Below are 22,260 nucleotides of genomic sequence, written 5' to 3'. Positions count from 1 at the left end.
TCAGAACGTAAGGGTGAGCCCCGAGGAAAAAAACATGTCGGTGGTGCGCAGCGGGATATTGTCGCGAACCGGTGGCTCGGAGTTGTACCGGATCACATACCCGATCTTGAGGCCCACATTGCGGGAAATCGGTGCCACGATCGCGCTTTCCGTATTCACGAAATACGACGTTGCCGTGTCACCAACGGCGGGCAGGTACTCAGCCGTTTGCTGGAGATACGCCACCGGCGTGAACCGATAGCGGTAGTCCAACGCCGCCCGCGCGGCAGGAAATGCGCGTGACACCTTGGCGACCGCGCCAGGCTCGAGCTGCTGCGAAAACAGTGAACCACCAAGAGCCACGTGCACTTTGTTTCGACTGTCTTCGAAGGCCAGCATATTGAGGCCGAAGCCCTGCTGGAAACGATTGGTCACGCCCTGCCGCACGTTGCGGTCGTACCGCGACGCCAGAAAGAAGTCGACACGCTCGGCCACATTGCGATCGCCACGCAGGCCGCCGTTCCAGAAGTTCGCGTTGACCCGGTCATTGGCCTCACCGTACACAAACGTGAGGTCCTGTTTGATGGTCCAGCCGGCCAGACGATACGTGAGCGAGTTGCCCACATTGAAATTGCGCGCCGTCGAGTTGCCACCGGTTTGTGTGTACCCGAGCGAACCGGTGAAATCGAGAGCCTTACGCTTGCGGGGAGCCTTGGCGGCGGTCTTCGCCCCGGCGCTGTCCTTCGGTGCATTGGCCGTGGTGGGGCTGCCCGAGCTCACACTCGACGTGCCCTGAGAAGCCACGAATCGTGGGGCCAGCAGCAGGGCCAGCCCCAACGAGACATATGTAGTTGCTGCAAGACCAGGTCGAAGCGTCATCACATCGTGAGCGAACGTTACTTGATGAACGTCCCTTCACGCAGTTCGCGCATAGCCGTCTGCAGTTCGGCCTGGGTGTTCATCACGATCGGACCATGCCATGCCACCGGCTCCTTGATGGGCGCGCCGCTGACCAGCAGGAAACGGATTCCGTTCTCGCCGGCACGCACCACTACTTCGTCGCCAGTGTCGAACAGGATGAGCGAGCGATTCCCCGACATATCGCGCACGAGGTCATCGTCATCGCCCGCTGTGCGTTCGGTCAGTACACCGATGTTGGCCGATGCGTGCCGGAACGTTCCGCTGCCCTCGAAAATGTAGGCAAACGTGCTGCGATATGCGTCCACGGGCAGTGACTTTTTCACACCCGCGGGAACCGAGACATCGAGATAACTCGGATCGGCCGCGATACCGTCCACGGGGCCGCGCTTGCCCCAGAACTCACCGGAAATCACGCGCACGATGGTGCCGTCATCGTCCGTGATCTCGACGATGTCTTTCGATTTGACGTCCTGATAGCGTGGCGCCGTCATCTTGAGTGACGAGGGCAGGTTGGCCCATAGCTGGAAACCATGCATACGCCCCTGCGGATCGCCCATCGGCATCTCGTGGTGCAGGATGCCGCTGCCGGCCGTCATCCATTGCACGTCGCCGGAGCCCAGCAAGCCGCGGTTGCCGAGCGAGTCAGCGTGTTCGACGTTGCCAGTCAGCACGTAGGTGATGGTCTCGATGCCACGATGCGGATGCCAGGGGAACCCGGCCTGGTACTGCCGCGGCACGTCATTCCGGAAATCGTCGAACAGCAAAAACGGATCGGTCTCGCTGGTGTTGCCGAACCCGAAGGCGCGGTGCAGATGCACCCCCGCGCCCTCCATGGTAGGCTGGGCCGAGACGATGCTTTTGACAGGACGAATGGACATAAACAGCTCCGTATTGAGGTATAGCTGAATATATCTCAGTTCTGAGAGATATGCAAGGACAGCCTCACGTCACCACGCCTGGCACCTTCATTTCCCATCGCCATGCACCGTTGCCACCCGCTCAGGGCACGATGAGCGGCGGATTCTGGGAGCGCGGCAGTGGTGGGGGCGGTGGGGTCTCCCCAAAAATGTCGAAAGCCCGCATGGTCACGTCGACCGCGGCGAGTGCTGTGGAGAGCTCGTCTTCCGCTTTGCGCAGCCCCCAGCGATAGATGGGGGCCACACTGGCGATCGCGACGCCACCAAGCACAATGGCTCCACCAAGCATGGGCCCTACCAGTGCGGCGCCGGCCAGGGCCAGCATCTTCTTGCCCACGGCCAGCCCGACCACGCCGCCGCCCACCGAACTGGCGCTGGATACGGCCAGCCAACTGGCGATGTTCGCCATCAACCCGCGACGCAGATCGATGGTCATCGTGACTTCGCAACTGCGCGGATCACCCGGGGTGGCGCTCAGTGACACACGTACCTGCGGGACATAGACGCCGTATCGCGTATACGTCCACTTGTAGTTGGAGTCGGACATCGCGGGCAGGTCGAACACCAGCACACCCCCATCCAGCGGGTGACCACCCAGTGTGTCGCGCAATGCGAGCGACCATGGGCTGCCTTGCAGCGTACGCCCGAGAGATTGCAGTACGGTGCGCGCCGGTGCGCGAAAGGTGCGCGAGACCGACAGAGTGCGCTGCGCCGTGCCGAGCAGACGCGTGGTGAGTCGTTCGCGGCGCGGCGAGAGGCTCGGCGTGAGCGCCTGGCCTGATGGCTTGGCGCGCAGTTCGTCGAGCGCCAACGCCACGAAGCGCTGCGAAATGCCTGCCTCGATCGCCGCTGCCTCCACATCGCGCAGGCGATAGGCGTCGGTGGGTGTGGCGCTTTCGGTACCGGCACCGTGATCGGCCGCGGTCTCATGCGGTGCGGCAAGCGCGCGCGTGTCATTGGCCCGCATGCGCGTTTCGAGGCGGGCCGCCGCTTCCGCCTGCAACTCGGCGGCGCGACGCCACACGGCCATCGCGTCGTCACTGTTCAGCGTATCCTTGCCGCCGGCATCACGCACGTCGTGCTCGATATGCTCCAGCGCTTTGGCGAGTGCATCGGCGAGTTCTTCGCCTGTCGCAAACCGATCGTCGGGGCGTTTGCGCAGGCAGCGATCGATCACCGCCGCGAGTGCGGCCGGCACGTCCGGTGCAATGCTGCGCAGCGTGGGTGGTTCTTTCGTGGCATGTGCCACCAGAATGGCTTGCGGCGACGCGCCCTCGAACGGCAAGCGTCCGCTCAAGGCATAGAAGCCGATGCACCCGAGGGCATAGAGATCGCTGCGGCCATCGAGCACGTCACCACTGGCCTGTTCAGGGCTCATGTAGTGAATTGTGCCGAGCACATAGCCATCCTGCGTCAACGCCGGATTGAAGTCGGCGCGCGCGATGCCAAAATCGGTGACGATGGCGCGATTGCTGGCACGTTCGAGCAGGATGTTGTCCGGCTTCACGTCGCGGTGGACGATGCCGCGGGCGTGTGCATACGCGAGCGCCCAGGCGACCTCGCGCAAGACACGCACGACTTCCGCTGCCGGTAGTGATCCCCGGTCGCGGATGCGATCTCCCAGCGATTCCCCTTCCACGAATCCCATCGCAAAAAACGCGTAGCCGCCCAGTTCATCGGCGCGGTACACGGGCACGATGTTCGGATGCGACAGTTGCGCGGCCATGCGGGCTTCGCGCAGGAAGCGCTCGCGGGTTTCTCCCGCTTCAGCGAGGGCGGGCGGCAGCACCTTGAGCGCTACGGCACGGTCAAGGCGTTCGTCACGGGCGAGCAGTACGATGCCCATGCCGCCGCGGCCCAATTCACGCTGGATGGCGTACTGCCCACGCAGGGCAACGCGCAGGGCCGCCAGTTCCGTGGGCGGCGTCTCAGATAGATTCGACATGCTTCCGTAAACCTACGACGAGGTCACCCGCGAGTTGCAGGGGCGGTGTACGGAAACTGCTGGTGGCCCGTGTCCGGCCCGTGGTGAACGGAATAGGGCCGGGTCTCAGGGGCCGCCGCGGCAGCGCAATGAACGGCTGCCGCGAACGCTCTGGGGCGCTACTTGACCCCGCCCCGGGCGATGGCTTTCACGGGCTGGCCCGAAGCCATGGATTCGGGCGGGTTCACGACCACCTGATCACCGGGCTGGAGACCGCCGAGCACTTCGAGCGAGGTCCCGTAGTCGCGCCCAATGGTGATGGGCACGAGTCGCACCGTGTCCTTTTCCACTCGCGCCACCTGCGTGCCGTCGCCGCGCACGATGAGCGCAATGGCCGGCACACGCAGCGACGGCGACGACGGCACCTTGAGGCGCACCGTGGCGAACATGCCTGGCAGCAGACGGCGCTGGGCATTGGGCACGTGTACCTCGGTGAGCAGCGTGCGCGTGACCGGATCGATGGCGCCGGCGGTGCGCACCACCGTGCCCATGATCTCTTCGTTGCCCAGGTCACTCACCACCACGGCCGTCCGCATGCCCACCCGCACTCGCGGCGCGGCGCTCTGTGGCACCTGCAACATCACGCGCACCGTGTCGGTCTGCACCAGCGACAGCAGCGGTCGCGCACCAGCGGCAGCACCGGCCACCACCAGCGAGCCGATATCGATGGATCGTGCGGTGACCACACCGTGGAACGGCGCGACGAGCACGCCGAAGCGCTGCAGTTCACGCAGGTTGGCAAGGTTGGCGCGGGCTGCGCGCGCGTTGGCGTCGGTCACATTGGCGGTGGCCGTACGCTCATCGAATTCCTGAGGCGTCACCACACCCTGCGTCGCGAGCTGCTTCCACCGGTCGAGCGAGGTCTTGGCCAACTTGGCGCTGGCTTCGGTCTGTTCGAGCACCGCGGTGGCCTGGCGTTCCTGCTCGCGCAACTCCGGCATGTCGAGCACGACGAGCGTATCCCCCGCCCGCACCGGCGATCCGATGTCGACGCGCAGTTGCCGCACGAAGCCGTTGGTGCGTGCGAATATGCTGGCTTCGTGCACACCCGTGAGTGTGGCCGGCAGCTCAAACGGTGTGGTGGTGGTATCGCGCTTCACCGGCTCGGTGAACACGGTGGGCACGGCGGTGGATCGTGCGCTCTCGTCGGCGCGGGCCCGTGATTGCGCGAGTCGAGGCAGCAACCCGGCAGCCAACAGTCCCGCGAAGATCAGCACAAAGACGATCGGCATCATCCGGCCGTGGCGCGCACGGGTGCTGGTGCGGAGACCGGCGCGAAGGGATGATGAGGCAGGGGTTCGCATGGCAGAGCGCATCACGAGGTCAATTCCAGCGGGAGAACCACCCCGTGCCGGTGAGCACGCAGGCGGCTGTAAACAAAGGGAAGCAGGGTCAGCGTCGCAAATGTCGCAAAGAGCAAGCCGCCGATCACGGCGCGGCCGAGCGGCGCGTTCTGCTCGCCACCTTCACCGAGTCCCAGCGCCATCGGCACCATACCCACGATCATGGCCAGCGCCGTCATGATCACTGGGCGCAGACGCGTGGCCGCCGCTTCAATGGCAGCCTCGAGCGCGGTGAGCCCTGCGTCCATGCGTTCATTGGCGAAGGACACCACGAGAATGCCGTTGGCGGTGGCCACACCCATACTCATGATGGCGCCCATGAAGGCCGGCACACTGATCGTGTTGCCGCAGGCATACAGTGCCCAGATCACGCCGGCCAGGGCCAACGGCAGCGCGCAAGCGATGATGAGCGGGTCGAGCCACGACTGGAAGTTGATGACCATGATCAGGTACACCAGCACAATCGCGAACACGAGGCCCGTCGCCAGGCCGGTGTACGAGGTGCGCATGCTGGCCACCTGTCCGCGCATCACCAGGGTGGTACCACGCGGCAGCGATTCCTTGAGGGAATCGAGCACCACATCGATGTCACCGGCCACGGCCCCCAGATCACGATCGAGCACGTTGGCATACACATCGTAGACCGGTGCCACATCGTAGTGGCTGATGACACCCACGCTCGTGCCACGCTGCACGGTGGCGATGTTCTGGAAGAGCTGTGGCATCGCACCGCTGTTGACACCCGCCGCACTGAGCACCGGCGTGCGGCCGATGTCTTCGATGGACGCGATGCGATACTGCGGCGTTTGCACGCTCACACTGTACTGCACGCCGTTCTGCGGATTGAGCCACACATTCGGCTGCGCCTGGCCGCTGGACGCCAGCGACACCAGCAGATCGTTCGCCACATCACGCTGTGTGAGCGACATCGACGCGGCGCGGGCACGGTCCACCGTCACGTTGAGCTGCGGCGCTTCGAGACGCTGCTGCAGGTACACATCCACGGCACCGGGGATCTTCTTGATCCGCTCCTCCAGCACACGCGCCACCTTGATGTTCTCGGCCCGGTTGGCACCCACCACCTGCACGTTCACCGGTGCCGGCAGGCCGGCGTTGAGAATCTGCCCGACGATGTCGGCCGACTGGAAGAACACCAGCACATCGGGGAATTCGTCACGCACCATGCGGCGAATGCGCCGCGCATAGTCCGCCGTCTTGCCGACCCGATGTTCGGTGAGTGAGATGAGCAGATCGGCGTCGGTCATGCCGATGGTCGGATTGTCGCTGTACGCCAGATTGGTGGAGCTGGTCGTCGCGAGTCCGATGTTGTCGATCATCGTGGCGAGATCACCCGGCGGAATGATGTCGCGAATGCGGGCTTCCACGGCGGCCACGATGCGCGCGGTTTCTTCGAGGCGGGTGCCCACCGGTGCGCGCAGGTGCAGGCGGATCTGGCCGGCATCGATCTGCGGGAAGAAGTCGCGACCCAGCCACGGCGAGAGTGCGGCGGCCGAGAGCACGACGAGCCCCGCCACCGTCATCAGGCGCGCGGGGCGTGCCAGCATGGTGGTGATCGTCTCCCGGTAATTCACGCGCCACTGTTCGAAGCGGTGCTCGAAGCTGTGGTGGAATTGCGCGAAGAAGCCGGGGCGCTTCGGCATGCCGGCACGCTTGGCTTCGAGCGCACGCTCGCGCTCCATGGCGTACCGCACCAGGGTGGGCACCAGGGTGCGGGAGATGACGTACGACGCCATCATCGCAAACACCACCGCCATCGCCAAGGGACGGAACAGCGAGCCTGCTGCGCCGCTCAGGAAGAAGATCGGCACGAACACGATGCAGATCGCGAGCGTCGACACCAGCGTCGGGATGGCAATCTGACCGGCGCCATCGAGAATGGCCTTCTCGATATCGGGTTCGTGTTCCTGCACACGGTGGATGTTCTCGATGCCCACCGTGGCATCGTCGACCAGTACACCCACGGCGAGCGCGAGGCCACCCAGCGTCATCACGTTGAGCGTCTGTCCCAGCATGGACAGCACGGTGACCGAGCACAGAATCGACAGCGGAATGGACAGCGCAACGATGAGCGTGGAGCGCCAGCTACCCAGAAAGATCAGAATCATGGCCGCCGTGAGGCAGGCCGCGATGAGGGCTTCGATGACCACGCCCTTGAGCGCCGCCTTCACGAACAGCGACTGGTCGGCGAGAATGTCGACCTTGAGGGCCGGTGGCAGCGTGGCGAGGATGCCCGGAAGCGCCTCGCGCACACGGTTCACCACGTCGATGGTGGAGGCGCCACCCGACTTGAGCACCTGAATCAGCGCGCCACGCACACCATCACGGTGCACGATGTTGGTCTGTACCGAATAGCCGTCGCGCACATAGGCGACATCACGAATGCGCACCAGCGCGCCGTTGACCACCCGGATGGGCAGGTCGTTCATGGCCTCGACCATGTCCGGACTGCCGTTGAGGCGCACCACATACTCGCGTTCGCCGATCTTGGCCGTACCGCCCGGCAGCACGAGGTTCTGCGCCGTGATGGCGTCGCTGACGTCGGTGGGCGAGAGGCCGCGCGCGAAGAGCTGGACCGGGTCCAGATCCACGTTGATCAGTCGTGATCGGCCGCCATAGGGCTGTGGCACACTGGCGCCGCGCACGGTGGCGAGGCGGGTGCGGATGCCGTTGGTGCCAAGGTCTGACAGTTGCTGCTCGGACAGCGAGTCGCCGCCCAGCGCGAGCTGCAGCACCGGCACATTGGCGGCGTTGTACCGCACGATGAACGGCGCGGCCGCACCCGGCGGCATGATGCGCAGAATGGACTGGGACACGGCGGCGAGCTGCGCCACCGCCGACTCGATGCGTGCGCCCGGCTGGAAAAACACCTTGATGACGGTGACGCCAGCCAGCGACTGCGACTCGATATGCTCGACGTCGTTGACGGTGGTTGTGACCGCGCGCTCATAGGGCGTCCCAAACCGGCGCTCCATTTCCTCGGGCGGGAGGCCGTTGTACGACCAGATGACCGAGACCACCGGAATGTCGAGCTCCGGCAGGATGTCCGTGGGCATCCGGATGGCCGAGAGGACACCGAAAAGCACCACCAACAGCGCGCCGACGATGAAGGTGTAGGGGCGCCGAAGGGCGAGTTGTACAATCCACATGGCTGAGGAGCGGGAGACGCCGGTACCGCGGGCGCTTCTGACTCGCCCGGCACAGTGGTTCTACGTGGCATGCCCCGAATACGCTCCGGGGACGGGGGAAAAATGCGGGGTGGCCGCGCGATTGCACGACCACCCCCTGAAATCCGGCCTGTTGCCCAGGCAAGTCGTCGCTTGCCTGGGCGGTCCAGGGCTACTTGTCCGTGTCCAGCATGGCCTTGATCTGGTCGCGGGCGTCCTGCAGGTGCGCCCGTGACGCGCGGTCGCTGGTCCGGCCGATCGCGTTGGCCAGCTCACGATCGAGGGTGCGCACCTCATCCTTCACGATGGCGCGGAAATCGCGCGGCTGGGACAGCGGAATGCCCAGCAACTGGGAGATCTGCACCTCGGCGGCCGACGTGGCCGGCGGCTTGATCTTGGTGGCCATCTGCTCGAGGTACACGTTCTGCAGGCGACGACGGTAGGCCGTGATGGCCTTGCCGCTCGCCACTTCACTCCACAAGCCCCGGCGCACGTCGGTCAGCATCTCGCCCACCGGGTATACGGTGGCCTGGCTGCTGGACGTGGCTTCGATTTCCACGAGGCGCTGCAGCTTGGTGTTGTTGAGCAAGCTGCCCAGTGCGCGGGCCTGCGCGTTCACGACGCGGTTGATGTTTCCTTCCGATTCGAGCCGGCGCAGCGTGGGCACGTCGATCAGATAGGCGGGCGTGGCGAACACCTGCTCGTTCAGGAACTTCACCGCCGCCTTCTGCCGGGTGCGTGATACCGGCGTCCACACCGGGCCACTCTGGCTCTGGCGCTTTTCCTGCTTGTCGAGACCACCCACGATCTTCGTGACGTGGTTGGCTTCGAGTGCCCACTGATTGATCACGCCGTTGTAGGTGGCCCGCAGCAGCGAGAAATCGGCGGTCTTGTCACCGCTCGCTGCGCCGTCCACCAGCTTCATGACGCGGGCGATGTTCTTGAAGCCCAGCGCCGTGGCCGCGACGGCGTCGGCATCACCGATGGCTTCCGACTGTTCACCCGGATCGGCACCGCCGGCACCGGCATCACTGGCAAAGCGATACCACGGAATGGTGTCCTGCATGCGCGCCCACGCATCGAGCTGACGCAGTTCGCCTTCCGGAGACGTGGCACCGGCGATGGGCGAGTATCCCCACTTCACGGCGTAGGTGTCGTACACGCCCACCCGCGGCACGAGATCGGCCAGCGGGATGTTGTCTTCCGGCTGCGCCACGTAATTGAAACGCGCGTAGTCCATGATCGACGGCGAGTGGCCCATCTTCGCCACCCACGTTTTCGAGCGCACCGAATCCAGCGGGTACATCGAGCTGCCCTTGAAGTTGTGCGGGAAGCCCAGCGTGTGTCCCACTTCGTGTGCCACGACAAACTGAATGAGCCGTCCCATCAGCGAATCGGGGAACGGGAACGTCTGCGCGCGCTTGTCGAGATGTCCAACCTGCGAGAAGTACCACTCACGCTGCAGGTCCAGAATGTTGTGATACATCTGCACATCGGCGTCGATGATCTCGCCGGTGCGCGGATCGACCAGACTCGGGCCCTGCGCATTGGCCACCGGCGACGGCAACCAGCGGATCATGGCCACACTGGCATCTTCACCCGAGAACTCGGGATCGTTCGGCGCATCGCCGGCGATGATGCCCTTGGCAAAGCCCGCCGCTTCGAACGCCGGCTGCCACTCTTCGATGCCCGCCTTCACCCAGGGTACGAGCCAGGTGGGTGTGGCCGGATCGACGTAGTACGTGATCGGCTTCTTCGGCACGCAGAGGTTACCCTGCTTGCGATCGGAGCACTCGAGGCGCCAGCGGCTGATGTAGCGACGTGGCAGCACCCGCTGTTCGCGTGACCCAAAATCGGTGCGGGCCCGGGAGAAAAATCCGACGCGTTCGTCAGCGAGACGCGGCATCATCGGATCGTCCGGCAGCCGCACGATCGAGAAGGTGTACGCTTCCGTGGTGGTCGTGACGGCACCACCACCGCCGCCAAAAATCGGCAACGGTGCTGCGCCCGGCGTGGCCTGCGGCGTGAAGGTCTGTACGGCCGTCACGTTCACATTGCGTGAGAACGCCGAGAACTTGTCGATGAACGAGCGTGAGGCATCGACGGCGGCGCGTCGGCCGTTGGCGGTGAACTCCTGCACGCCGCCGGTGAACAGGCGCGTCACTTCAATGACGGCGGCGCTGTCCTTGCCGTACGCATCCACGTTGAACGACGCGAGAATCGGGAAGAACTCGATCAGCGACATCGCGCGCGCGGTCTGCAGCGTGGTGTCGGAGGCGACGTTGTTGTAGTTGACGTCCCGCAGCAGGATGCGGTTGTCGCGGCGCTCGAAACGCACGAGGCGCGTGGGGCCGTTGGTGCTGCCCGTGATCGCGGCGTTGGTGCCGGCCAGCACGGTGGTGACCATGAAGTCTTTGCCCAACTGCGCGGCGGGGACTTCGAAATAGAGGCGCGCGCCGACCTGGTGCACCGCAAACACGCCCTGCTTCGACCTGGCGCGTGAGGTGATCACGGTGGCGTACGGACGCGGCGTCGGTTCACCCTGACCACCCAGTGCGCCGGCAAGCGCCGACAGATTGGGAGTGCCGGCGGGCGGCTGGCCAGCGGTTGGACCGGCAGGTGTCTGACCGGCCGGTCGATTGTTGGCACCTGCGGGCGTTGCGGCAGGAGTCGCAGCAGGCGCCGGCTTGCTGGCCGGGCGGCAGGCGGCGAGCACGAGGCCCGCCGCCAGAAGCGGCATGAAACGACGGTTGTGCATTGGACCTGACAGGAGAGAGAAAGGCCACCGGCCGGAGGCTCGCCGAGGCGACCTGGTCCGACCCGTGTGTGGCTGGAGTCTAGGGCCGAGTCGGCGCGGTCGTCAGTCCCGTCTCTGGACGGAAGAGGCATCTGTCGCCCCGGCAGGGGGCTGTAGGTCCCATTGTCGAATGAGACCGCGCCGGTCAGGATGCGACATCTGCAAGGAGGAGCACTTTCCTCCCCGCAAAAGTCTTTTTTATCCCTGGAAAACCACGTGAAGTCTGTTCGATTTTTGACGCGTCTCGCCGTCGCCACGACCCTCCTCGTGTCTCCCCTGCAGGCGCAGGTGGTGGGCGGCCCTGCAACCGACGAGAACTGCTTCCCCTTTGGGTGCTTGTATGCTGGCAACCCATCGACCCGGTATCAGCAGGTCTACAGCGCCTCGGCCTTTGCGCCCATCAACATCGGGTCGATCTCCTTCTTTCTGGGCGCCAGTTCGGCGGGTTCGCTGAACAGTGGCACCTACTCGTTCTACCTGTCCACCACGACGGCCCCGGTGAATGGCCTCAGCACGACGATGGACAACAACGTCGGCGCCGATGCGGCACTGTTCGGCGTCTTCCAGTTGACGGGTGGCGCTGCGCCGTCGGTGCTCTCCTTCAGCGGCGCGCCCTTTCAGTACAATCCTGCGAACGGCAACCTGCTGCTCGACATTCGCGTGAGTGGCCTCACGCATCCGACCGGTGGTTTTGCGTACTATCAGGGGCGTCATGACGCGGCCAATACCGTGACCAGCCGTATGCACGATTTTGGCCTCGGGGCTGAGCACTATGGTCTGGTGACCGAGTTCACGGCGGCCAGTACGGTGGTGCCGGAGCCGTCCACCTGGGTGTTGATGGCGGCCGGCCTGGCGGGCCTGGCGGTAGTGGCGCGCCGTCGGACGGTCTGAGCGCGGTTGTTTCCTGCTGGACGGTGTGAAAAACGAACGGGCTGCCGGAGACCTCTCCGGCAGCCCGTTTTGCTTCGCGGCGCTGAATCAGTTCTTGGGATCCAGCATCGTCTTGATCTGGTCGCGCGCATCTTCGAGGTGCGCCTTGCTCATGCGGTCACTGGTCCGGCCAATCGCCGCCGCGAGCTGCGCGTCGAGCGCTCGCATTTCGCTCTTGATGATGGGACGGATGTCGGCCGGGCTCACCGGTGCCTGTCCGCCGAACCCACCACCCTGGCCGCCCTGACCACCAGCGGCCGGTGTCGGCGGATTGATCTTCGCCGCCATCTGCTCGAGATACACGCGCTGCAAACGGCGACGGAACGCGTCGATCGGCGCGCCCGTTGCCGTCTCCTTCCACAGCCCACGGCGCAGATCGGTGAGCAGCTCGGCCACCGGATACACATCCCGCCGTGTGCTCGCCCGGGCTTCCAGTTCGACCATGCGCACGAGCCGGTCGTTGGCCAGCATGGCGGTGAGTGAGCGGGCCTGCGCGGCGCCCACACGATTCAGGGAGCCGCTCGGCTCCACTTTGCGCAGGATATTTTCGTCGAGCAACCAGGTGGGCGTGACGTAGGCGTTGTCGAGCAGGAATTGCACGGCTTCCTTCTGGCGTGCCGGCTCCACGTTGCGCCAGATCGGACCGACCTGACCCACCACCTTCTCGTGTCGGTATTCGGAACCGACGATGCGCGCCACGTGACCGAGCTCGGTGGCCCACTGATTCACGGTGCGGCCGTACAGTTCCTCGAGATTGTCGTACGTGTCGCCTTCCTTCCACGCCGTGGCGCTCTCCAGGAACCCCATCACGCGCTTGAGATTCTTGATGCCCAGTGCGGTGGCGCGCACGGCGTCGGCATCACCAACGGCTTCCGACTGTTCTGCGGGGTCCACACCGCCGGCATCACCGCTGAAGCGATACCACGGAATGGTGTCCTGCATGCGTGCCCACTGGTCGAGCTGACGACGCTCGTCGTCTGGCGTGCGGGCTCCGGCGATGGGGCTGTAGCCCCACTTCACGGCATAGATGTCATACGGACCGACCTTGGGGATCAGGTCGTCCAGCGCGATACCATCTTCGGGTTGCGCGACATAGTTGTAGCGCGAATAGTCCATCAGCGTGGGCGTGTGGCCCATCTTGGCCACCCACGTCTTCGAGCGCACCGAGTCCAGCGGATACATCGAGCTGGCCTTGAAGTTGTGCGGGAAGCCCAGTGTGTGTCCCACTTCGTGCGCGGTCACGTACTCGAGCAAACGCCCGGCCAGTGTGTCAGGGAACGGCAGCTTCTGCGCGCGCGGATCGAGCGGTGCGACCTGCGTGAAGTACCAGGCCCGCGTCAGGTTCATGACGTTGAGATACGTCTGCACATCGGCGTCGAGAATTTCACCGGTGCGCGGATCCTTGAGCGATGGACCCACGGCATTTTCGGTGGCCGACGGCAACCAGCGCACCATGCTCACCGTGGCATCTTCACCCGAGAAATCGGGATCGTTGGCGGGTGCTTCGGCCGCGACGATACCCTGATGAAAACCGGCCGCCTCGAACGCCGGCACCCAGGCTTCGATGCCCTTGCGGATCCACGGCTTGATCCAGGCCGGTGTGGCCGGGTCGAGGTAATACGTGATGGGCTTCTTGGGCACACACAGGTTGCCCACCTTGCGATCACTGCACTCGAGGCGCCACCGCGAGATGTAGCGCCGCGTTTCCACGCGCTGGGTGGCCCCGGAGAAATCCCGCTGCACCACGGTGCCGTAGCCCACGCGTTCGTCGTGCATGCGCGGCATCATCGGTTGTTCCGGCAGCTTGGCGATGGAGAAGGTGTACTTCTCCGTACTGGGCGCATTGGGGTTGGCCGCGCCCGGCGGGCCACCGCCACCTGCCGGCGCCGCACCCTGCGGCGTGAAGGACTGCACGGCCGTCACGTTCACATTGCGCGAGTAGGCGGCGAACCGTTCGATGTATGATCGGGCGGCATCCACCTGTGCACGACGTCCGAGCGCCGAGTATTCGGGTACGCCGCCCGTGAACATGCGCGTCACCTCCACCACCGCGGCACTGTCGGGGCCATAGGCTTCGACGTTGAGCGCGGCGAGGATTTTGGTCACGCCGATCAGTTCCGCTGCCAGCCGCTGCGAAGCGGCCGTATCGGCAATCATGTCCCGGAACGAGGCTTCGCGCACATAGATGCGATGATCGCGGCGTTCGAAGCGCACCACGTTGTTGCCACCCTGGGTGCCGCGAAGGCCGATTTCATCGGGCGTACCGGCCAGCGTGGTGACCACTACATAGTCCTTGCCCAGCTCGGCGCGGGGAATCTCGAAGTACAGACGCGAGCCCACCTGGTGCACCTTGAACACGCCGCTCTTGGTCACCGCGCGCGATGTGATGACGGCGTTGTAGGCGCGAGGCTGCGGATCCTGTCCGCCGCCGGCTGCACCACCAGCAGGCTGTGCGCTGGGCGCGCCACCCGGGGCAGGGGTTGTTGCTCCCGCAGGACGGCTCGCCGCCGGAGCGGGCGCAGGTGCCGGCGTGGGTTTCGGCGCGCAGGCACCGAGCAAGAGGCCTGCGGTCGCCAGACCGACCGAGGCAAGTGGAGATGGGCTATAGCGCATTGGTGGGATCGAGGGAGGGCCAAAACCCGTTCGGGCGGCATGATCCTGCGTGCTGTGAGCACGATGCCGGTCCCTCGAAAGCTACGGGGTGTCCCGACTCGATGTTGTCAAAAATGAACTCCAATACCAATCACGCAATAAATCACTCCCTTCATTCCCTTCCCATCCTGCCGTTTTCGCGCGCAGCGCCGGCAGGTAACCCTTGAGTCCCTTTGCCGTCCCGCGACACGACATGCTCGGCACGGAAAGGAAAGGCCATGGATGGAAAGGGCTACCCGCCGGCGCTGCGCGCGAAAGCCGCAGGATGGAAAGGGAATGAAGGGTAGCGCGTTTGAATTGTTGGGGAGGGTGCTGATGCCCAAGTGCCGCTCAAATCGTTGCCAACTTTTGAGGCAGGATTGCTACAGCAATCGCTCCCGCACCGATTGCGCCCGCGACCGCCCCACGGGTAGTTCGGTGCCTCCCTGCATGCGGAGGCGATAACGACCACCCCCTTCGACATGCAGGGCGTCGGCCTGCTGCATGTTCACGAGATAGGAACGGTGGATACGCACGAAGGCCGCGGGCAGCAATTGCTGCAGACGATCCAGACTCTTGTCGTGCAGTTCACGACGACCGTTCACGAGCTGCAACGCGCTGTAGTCACCATCCGCCTGGATCCACGCGATTTCCTCCACCGGCACCAGCGCCACACCCCGTGCGCGCCACACGCCGAGCTGCTGGGTTGCGCGCCCGGAGGTGCGGGACGCGACCTGCGCGCGTTCCAGCGCCTGTGCCAGTCGCGCTGTTGCAAACGGCTTGGCGAGGAAGTCGAGTACGCCGAGCGCGAAGGCGTCGAGTGCTCGATCCGCATGCGCCGAGATGACGATCGTGTGGAACGTGGACGCGATCGCCCGATGCAGCAGCGTGAAGCCATCGTCGCCTTGCAGGTTGAGATCGAGCAGCAAGACATCGATGGCGCGTTGACGCAGCGCGTCGTCGGCATCGTCCAGCGACGCGGCGCAGTCGATCTGTGCCGATGGGCCAAGCAGCTCGCGACACAGTCGCGCGATGCGCTGCTGTACCAACGGCTCATCTTCGACAATCAGCACCCTCAGCATGCCCCACGCTCCCGCCATCCATGTCGCATCGCCGCCCGCGGGAGCCGCAGTGTGCTCACCCATCGGCCACCGTGCGCCGCCTGCGCAAACTGCCAGTCGTTGTCGAAGGCCGTGCGCAAGCTGGCCTCGATGAAACGGGTGCCCGTGCCCGGAACAATCGACTTGCCCGTACGGGGGACGCCAGGCACGGACATGACAAGGGTGAGGTATGTCGCATCCTGCGCGTGCGCCTGCAGCACAAAATCCGAGACTGCGGATGCCGATGAGGCACCATCACCGTGGTACGCGGCGTTGGCCCCGTGTGTGAGACCATTCTCGATCAGCGTGTGCAACACACCGGGTGGCAGGGCATGCTCTCGCCACAGCGTGGCTCCTTCAACCCGCAACGTGAGTGGCTCAGGCCGACCAATCGAGACAATCGCCAGATGTGTTCGACAGAGTGTGACCTCTTCGTCCACAGGAATCCACCCCTCTTCGCTGGCCGCACGCACCATGCGAAATTCTTCGGCCAGCAGCTCCACCATGCGACTGGCATCCGCTGGTGAGCGCTCGATGAGCTCCTGGAGCGACGTCAGCGTATTCATGAGCCAATGCGGATGAATGCTACCGCGCAGCAATGCCGTGCTCAGACGTGCTCGGGCTGCCTCGAGCGCCGCGCTCTGCTCGGCGCTTGCACGCAAGTATCCCGCGTGGGCGAGCAGTACGGTCACCAGAATCGCGGCAAAGGCAATGACGTATAGACCATCGATGTAGATGCCTGGTGCGAGCAACGCAGCCACGAGAGTGGTGGCCAGCAGCACTGTGAGCATTCCAGCGGTGCTATGCCAGCCACCGTTGATGGCGCGCCGGGTGATGAGTATGGACATGCCCAGTCCACTCACATGCAGAATCCATCCCGCCAGATCGAAGGGGGCCGCGAAGAGCGCCACTCCCAGCACGAGCAGCGCATAGAGTCCATAGGCGATGGATCGGCGACGAGAGAGTGGATGCCGGCCAAACCGCAACGCGAAGTAGGCGGGCAGCAGCAGCGCCGATATCGCGGTGAGGATACGAATGGCGAGCAATCGAGCCAGATGCAGATCGTAGGGATATCCCACGAGAGGCCGCCACGCCTCGAGGGCGGGAAGCACGATGCCCACCACACACAGCCCGAGTAGTGGCCAGGCACCCTGTCGCGCTCCGGTGCGCGCAATCACCGCACCGACATACAGTGCAGCCACGAGCATGCATCCCACCGCCAATGCCGGCAGCAGCCATCCGCGGTAGCGCATGCCATAGAGCTCGTCGAGCGCCTGCACACGCACCTGCAGATCCGCGCGCGAGAAACCGGGCATCACTCGCTGACTTGATGCACGAATCGTGAGCGTGTGCGGACCGGGTGCAGCGCGCGTGGTTGGCACCGGCACAATCCAGTCAATCCGTCCTGGTACTTCCGACGACCGACTGTTCCCTACCACACCATTCGGCGCCAGCGCCACATCATCCCAGGTCGCTACGCTCGCCGCGCGCAGTCCCATGAGAATGCCCAGCGGGCGGGCGGTGTGTGAATCCGTGAGCACCACGCGATAGCGCAGTGTGTAGGGACCGGCCCAGCCCCGCAGTAGCCGACCGTCGAGTGGACGCCATTGCGCCACCGGATCGGTGTCGAGCCGCATGCCCATTGCTTCGATGTGCGCACCCGCTGGTGCGTCGCCAAGCATGAAGCCGACGATGAGCAACGAGAACAGCAGGAAGGGGATGAGGACCAGACGCAGGCGCGAGGCAACCATGATGGAAGGTAGTACGGCACCGCTGATCGGCCGGTGTCGTTCAGCGGGCTGTTGGTGTCGTTCGGCGATTGTGTGCACCGAAGCGTGTCAGGAGGCCGCACTGTGCATCCATGCTCACATCAATGTGCTCCACACAGCGGATCGCGTACCGGCGATCACGGATCGTTCGACGGGTCGGATTCACCGCGTCTTTGGTGCTGGCCTCCCTTGCCACGCTTAGAGCGGCAAGCGCCCAATCCGGTGCTTCATCGCAGATCCGCTTCGAACCCTACACACTCGTCACACGCGCGCACGGGAGCATCGACGCCGAATTGGGGGTGCTCGATGTGCCACGTCGTCATGCCGTGCCCAACGGCCCCGCGCAGACACTGCGTGTGGTACGACTGCGTGCCATTCGTGCGACACCGGGCATCGCACCGGTGATCTACCTGGCGGGTGGCCCCGGCGGGTCGGGTATCGAAGCGGCCCGAGGTGGTCGCTGGCCCGTCTTCGATGCCGTGCGGCAACATGCCGATGTCATTCTGCTCGATCAACGCGGAACCGGTCGTTCTGACCCTCCGCCGTCATGCCCACGCCCTGCGGCGGCGCCGTTGCACAATGATTCGCTGATCACCGAAGCACGCTACGTGGCGACGGTGCAGCAGGAAACATCGCGTTGTGTGGCGTGGTGGCGGGGCCAGGGTGTCGATCTGGCCGCATACACGACGGTCGAGAGCGCGCATGACATCGATGCGCTGCGCCGTGCGCTGGGCGTGGAGCAGGTGAGTCTCTGGGGGATGAGCTATGGCACGCATCTCGCACTGGCCACACTGCGGCTGCACCCCACCGTCGTGCAGCGTGTGGTGTTGATGGGTACCGAAGGACCGGATCACACCTGGAAAGATCCCCGCGATGCGGATGCAATATTGGGTCGACTGTCGGCGTGGTCGGCCAAGGATCCGGTGGCCCGCACCATGACGCCGGATCTGCAGCGGTCGCTGCGAGACGCGGTGCAATCACTGGCCAAGCGCCCGCTCACGGGCACGGTGCAGGGACCGCCAGGTGTGGGCGGACCGATGGTGATCGGCGCCTTCGATTTGCAACTCGCCGTGGCGGCTGCGTTGGGGCGCACACAGACTGCGTCGCTCGTTCCAGTGATGCTCAGTCAGGTGCAGCAAGGCGATGCTTCTCTGGTGGCGCAGTTGGTCAGTGGATTGCGCGACGCGGTGTTGCGCCCTGCGGCCATGCCACTGGCCATGGATCTGGCGAGTGGTGCCAGTCGGGCACGTCGATCACTGGTGCAGAACGGCGAGCGACGGAGCGTGTTGGGCAGCGCACTCAATTTTCCGTGGACCACACTCGAGGCCGCAGATTTTGGTGTGCCCGATCTGGGAGACGCCTTCCGTGCGCCCCTTCGGTCAGCAACGCCGACTCTGTTCATCAGCGGCAGCATGGACGGGCGAACACCGCCGAGTAATGCCGATGAGGTCAGACGCGGATTCCGGCGCGCCACCACGTTGCTGCTCGATGGAGCCGGCCATGATGACGACCTGTGGGTCGCATCACCTCGTATAGCGGAGGTGCTGGCCCGGTTCCTCAACGGAGAGACCGTCGCTTCGGATACCATCACGACGCCGATGCTGCGCGTGCCGGCTCCACCCGCTGGTGCTGAAACGCCCGCATCAGCATCAGCACGAGCCCCGGCAGCAGCGTCGGCACCTCCGGCAGATCGTGTGGCATCCGCCCTGCTCGATCGAGCCATCGCGCGCATGGGCGGTGATTCCGCACTCCGGGCGATCACGACCATGCGCATGGATCTGCTCACGCAGTGGCAGCGCACGACGTTTGCAGAACATCCGTATCCGGACCAGCCGTCCTTCGAGCGTAACAGCGATCTGCGCAACTATGCGCTCAAAGGATGGCGCAATGTGCGGATGCCGCTGACCGGTGGCACATTCGTCGACATCGTGCGTGATACGGTCGCCGCCCGCTCGTTCAATGGGCCGGGCGGTACACCCACCGTCATGCCCCTCAACATCGCGTATATCACCGAGCGCCGAGAGCAGTTTGCTTTTGCGCCGGAGCAGATGTTGCTGCTGGCGCGCAAGGCTGGCGATCTGCACGCGCAACGCGATACGTCCATCGACGGTGTGATACATGCCCGTGTGTTCGCCACGGTTGATGGCTTTCCGTCCACCTGGTTCCTGCGTCGTACCGATGGCCTGCCGGCACTCGTGCGGTTCGTCGCCGACGAAACAAACGATTTTGGCCTCGCGTCGTGGGGGGTCATGTCGGTGGAGATCTGGTTCTCCAACTGGACGCGAGTACCACCGGGTGTTTTCCTGCCGCGGCAACGTGATATCCGGCGTGTTGGCCGCCCATACAAGCGGATCACGGCACTCGCCATCACCGTGAATGCGCCAGCGCCGGCGGATTCGTTTGCCATCAGTGACGAGATGGCGGCACGCTATCTCGCCACCGAACGCCGGCCCATGTGGCAGTTGCCGTTCGATTCGGTGCGCGTGACGGCCGACCATTTTGTGGTGTTTCCGCAGTTGGTGGGCAGTGCCGGCGCCGTGCGCATCGGCGGTGGATGGGTGCTCTTCGAGACCGCACAATCCGAAGGATCGCTGCCCACGATCGACGCCTGGCTCACACGAGCAACGGGCGTCGGTCTCGCAGCCGGCGTCGTGGCGCGCCCTGGTATGGGCAACGGGGGCGCGCGATGGTTTGCACGCAGCAACCGCGCACTCTATGTCGCACCGGGCACGCGCGCCGTCGTGCAGTCACTGCTGGCTACCGATCCGACCTCCATCGCCGGATCGGCAAAAGCCGTTGGCAAGACCGCTCCACGAACAGCCATGGTCGTGCCCACCACACCACGATGGGTGCGCGTGGGCAACGACTCGCTGTGGCTCGAGGCAATCGATCTGCCTGATGCGCCGGGTGTGCTCACGGCGTACTCGCCCACGCATCGTTGGGTCTACTCACCCATGCTGGGTGTTCCCAACTACAAACCGGAATACGACGCCCTGCTCGCGCGCTGGCGGGCGCGCGGCTGGATCGTCGAGTGGCAGGGATCGTTGCGTGGGGTACGGGCGCCTATCTGAGTGTCTGCACCATCCAATCCGCGAGGGCGCCGAGAACTTCTCGGCGCACCTGCGTGTTGGGCAGCAGGGCGTAGCCATTGAGCGCGCCCGTTGAATCGGCCAGCATGAGGTGATTGGTAGCCGGGAAATGACGCAGGGTCACGCGACGATTGCCGGCGGCCCGCAGCGTGGTGGCGATGGAATCTGCCTGTTCACGCGTGACCTGCAGATCGGTGTCACCCTGCAGCACCAGCACGGGCTGCTTCACCTGCCGCAGCATCACACGCGGATCGGTGCGCATGAACTGGCCGAACCACGGATTGGTGCGCTCAACGGAATCGAGCGACGCCGGAACACGACGACGCAGCGAATCCCGCTGTGCGTCCGTGACGCCGGAAAGCTCCTTGATGACCGTCTCGTTCTGGGAGACCAGAATGCGGCGGCCATCGTACGCCGGTCCGGCCAGCAACGCGATGGCACGCAGCGATGGCTCACGCACCGCCACGATGGGCGCAATGAGTCCACCTTCACTGTGACCGGCCAGTGCAATGCGGGCCGGGTCGATATCGGAGCGGGTCTTGAGCCACGCAATCACCGACTGCACATCGTCGGCAAAGTCCGTACTGGTGGCACTGCCGCGCGACGAGGCACCGCCGCTCGCGCCGACGCCACGATCGTCATAACGCAGGACGGCGATGCCGCGGCGGCCGAGTGTGTCGGCGATCTCGCGGAACGGCTGATAGCCACGAATGCCGGGCAGCCGGGAATCGCGTTCCTGCGGGCCACTGCCGCTGATGGTGATGACCACAGGCACCTTGCCCGCAGCGCCCGTCGGCTTGGTGAGTGTTCCGGCGAGTGTATAGCCCCGCGAGGTGGGAATGGTCACTTGCTCGGCACCATACGGTGCGTTCACCGGCGCGTTGTAGCTGATCGCGTCAGCCGGTGCGAGCGTGATCGGACCCGTGGCGCGCACCGCCCGCAGTCCCTGCGCCGGTACCGTGACTTCCACGGGCAGGTCACCCCTCCACACGGTGCGCACGGCGAGTCCCGAGATGGAGAGCGTGGTGGTGTCACCCACGGTCACCACGGTGCCGTCGAGGGTTTGCAGGCCGGAGGCCATGAACACCGGCACCACGCGCCGATTCATCTGTCTGGCCGCACGGGAGACAACAGCGGCGTGCATGACCGACTGCCCTACCAATGGCAGGGCACCATCACGACTGGCCACGGCCTGCGTGCGTGAGCGGCCGCCCGATCGCGAGACGATCACCACACTGTCGCTGCGCGGCGTGAGAGTCACTTCCTGCAGCGGCGCAGCATCCGACAATGCTCCGGCCGCGCGCACGGTCACATCGAGCGCCGTGAGCGTGGTGCCGCTGCGTTGTTGTGTCCACATGAGGGACGGCTGTCCACGCAGCACCAATGCCCCGCGCAACGCACCCGCGTCCGCACTGAACGTCTCGGTGGCGACCGTGTCATTCCCGCGCAGGTAGACGAACAAGGTGGGCGGGATGATGCCGGCCGATGGCGCAGCCTGCGCGCCTGCCGAACGCGCGAGCACCAGGCCGGCAATCACGCCACACAGCACAAGGACGACGGTCGCGAGACCGACGCGTCGACCGCGTCGGAAGATGAGATGCAACATGTCACACAC

12 protein-coding genes are annotated in these 22,260 nt (G+C 65.0%); 2 read left to right on the top strand and 10 right to left on the bottom strand.

Going from position 1 to position 22,260, the window contains the following annotated elements:
- From GAU_RS18425 to GAU_RS18400, 6 genes are all read right to left on the bottom strand, one after another.
- Positions 1–858 carry a DUF481 domain-containing protein gene (locus GAU_RS18425; protein ID WP_015895420.1) on the bottom strand — a complete coding sequence of 286 codons (858 nt, stop codon included), beginning with the start codon at positions 856–858 and terminating at the stop codon, positions 1–3.
- Positions 859–875: 17 nt separating this feature from the next.
- Complete coding sequence (locus GAU_RS18420; protein WP_015895419.1) at positions 876–1,778, bottom strand: pirin family protein; 903 nt, start codon at positions 1,776–1,778, stop codon at positions 876–878.
- Positions 1,779–1,899: 121 nt separating this feature from the next.
- Positions 1,900–3,762 (bottom strand): serine/threonine-protein kinase, encoded by a 1,863-nt coding sequence (locus tag GAU_RS21440; protein ID WP_015895418.1) that lies wholly within the window; start codon positions 3,760–3,762, stop codon positions 1,900–1,902.
- A gap of 158 nt (positions 3,763–3,920) precedes the next feature.
- Positions 3,921–5,036 carry an efflux RND transporter periplasmic adaptor subunit gene (locus GAU_RS18410; RefSeq protein ID WP_041265689.1) on the bottom strand — a complete coding sequence of 372 codons (1,116 nt, stop codon included), beginning with the start codon at positions 5,034–5,036 and terminating at the stop codon, positions 3,921–3,923.
- A gap of 80 nt (positions 5,037–5,116) precedes the next feature.
- A complete protein-coding gene (locus GAU_RS18405) occupies positions 5,117–8,311 on the bottom strand; it encodes an efflux RND transporter permease subunit (RefSeq protein ID WP_015895416.1) in 3,195 nt (1,064 codons plus the stop codon).
- 190 nt (positions 8,312–8,501) lie between these two features.
- A complete protein-coding gene (locus tag GAU_RS18400; RefSeq protein ID WP_052574542.1) occupies positions 8,502–11,087 on the bottom strand; it encodes a zinc-dependent metalloprotease in 2,586 nt (861 codons plus the stop codon).
- Between the two features lie 255 nt (positions 11,088–11,342).
- Here GAU_RS18400 and GAU_RS18395 point away from each other — a divergent pair, with 255 nt between their 5' ends.
- A complete protein-coding gene (locus tag GAU_RS18395; RefSeq protein WP_015895414.1) occupies positions 11,343–12,017 on the top strand; it encodes a PEP-CTERM sorting domain-containing protein in 675 nt (224 codons plus the stop codon).
- 87 nt (positions 12,018–12,104) lie between these two features.
- On the opposite strand, the gene GAU_RS18390 is transcribed toward GAU_RS18395, so the two are convergent.
- The 3 genes from GAU_RS18390 to GAU_RS18380 all read right to left on the bottom strand — a co-directional run bounded on the left by GAU_RS18390 (position 12,105) and on the right by GAU_RS18380 (position 17,538).
- The gene (locus GAU_RS18390; RefSeq protein ID WP_015895413.1) at positions 12,105–14,669 is read right to left on the bottom strand and encodes a zinc-dependent metalloprotease; all 2,565 of its coding nucleotides are present in this window, start codon (positions 14,667–14,669) and stop codon (positions 12,105–12,107) included.
- A 401-nt stretch (positions 14,670–15,070) separates the two neighbouring features.
- The gene (locus tag GAU_RS18385; protein ID WP_015895412.1) at positions 15,071–15,769 is read right to left on the bottom strand and encodes a LytR/AlgR family response regulator transcription factor; all 699 of its coding nucleotides are present in this window, start codon (positions 15,767–15,769) and stop codon (positions 15,071–15,073) included.
- Complete coding sequence (locus GAU_RS18380; protein WP_015895411.1) at positions 15,763–17,538, bottom strand: histidine kinase; 1,776 nt, start codon at positions 17,536–17,538, stop codon at positions 15,763–15,765. Before GAU_RS18380 ends, GAU_RS18385 begins: the two co-directional genes overlap by 7 nt.
- A 194-nt stretch (positions 17,539–17,732) precedes the next feature.
- Here GAU_RS18380 and GAU_RS21435 point away from each other — a divergent pair, with 194 nt between their 5' ends.
- Positions 17,733–20,627, top strand: coding sequence for an alpha/beta hydrolase (locus GAU_RS21435; RefSeq protein ID WP_169307733.1), 2,895 nt, complete (start codon positions 17,733–17,735; stop codon positions 20,625–20,627).
- Here the strand turns inward: GAU_RS21435 and GAU_RS21430 are convergent.
- A complete protein-coding gene (locus tag GAU_RS21430) occupies positions 20,620–22,251 on the bottom strand; it encodes an alpha/beta hydrolase family protein (RefSeq protein WP_052574540.1) in 1,632 nt (543 codons plus the stop codon). The two genes, GAU_RS21435 and GAU_RS21430, sit on opposite strands and share 8 nt — an antisense overlap.
- Positions 22,252–22,260 lie beyond the last annotated feature (9 nt).

The organism is Gemmatimonas aurantiaca T-27, assembly GCF_000010305.1.
GTDB classification, from domain to species: Bacteria; Gemmatimonadota; Gemmatimonadetes; order Gemmatimonadales; family Gemmatimonadaceae; genus Gemmatimonas; species Gemmatimonas aurantiaca.
The sequence above is the reverse complement of the archived record's forward strand: the minus strand, read 5'-3'. Positions and strand labels throughout refer to the sequence as shown.

What these genes read in the sequence shown, in the direction of transcription:
- GAU_RS18425 (WP_015895420.1), bottom strand. Translation starts at nt 858, where the DNA reads ATGACGCTTCGACCTGGTCTTGCAGCAACTACATATGTCTCGTTGGGG.
- GAU_RS18420 (WP_015895419.1), bottom strand. Translation starts at nt 1,778, where the DNA reads ATGTCCATTCGTCCTGTCAAAAGCATCGTCTCGGCCCAGCCTACCATG.
- GAU_RS21440 (WP_015895418.1), bottom strand. Translation starts at nt 3,762, where the DNA reads ATGTCGAATCTATCTGAGACGCCGCCCACGGAACTGGCGGCCCTGCGC.
- GAU_RS18410 (WP_041265689.1), bottom strand. Translation starts at nt 5,036, where the DNA reads ATGATGCCGATCGTCTTTGTGCTGATCTTCGCGGGACTGTTGGCTGCC.
- GAU_RS18405 (WP_015895416.1), bottom strand. Translation starts at nt 8,311, where the DNA reads ATGTGGATTGTACAACTCGCCCTTCGGCGCCCCTACACCTTCATCGTC.
- GAU_RS18400 (WP_052574542.1), bottom strand. Translation starts at nt 11,087, where the DNA reads ATGCACAACCGTCGTTTCATGCCGCTTCTGGCGGCGGGCCTCGTGCTC.
- GAU_RS18390 (WP_015895413.1), bottom strand. Translation starts at nt 14,669, where the DNA reads ATGCGCTATAGCCCATCTCCACTTGCCTCGGTCGGTCTGGCGACCGCA.
- GAU_RS18385 (WP_015895412.1), bottom strand. Translation starts at nt 15,769, where the DNA reads ATGCTGAGGGTGCTGATTGTCGAAGATGAGCCGTTGGTACAGCAGCGC.
- GAU_RS18380 (WP_015895411.1), bottom strand. Translation starts at nt 17,538, where the DNA reads ATGGTTGCCTCGCGCCTGCGTCTGGTCCTCATCCCCTTCCTGCTGTTC.
- GAU_RS21430 (WP_052574540.1), bottom strand. Translation starts at nt 22,251, where the DNA reads ATGTTGCATCTCATCTTCCGACGCGGTCGACGCGTCGGTCTCGCGACC.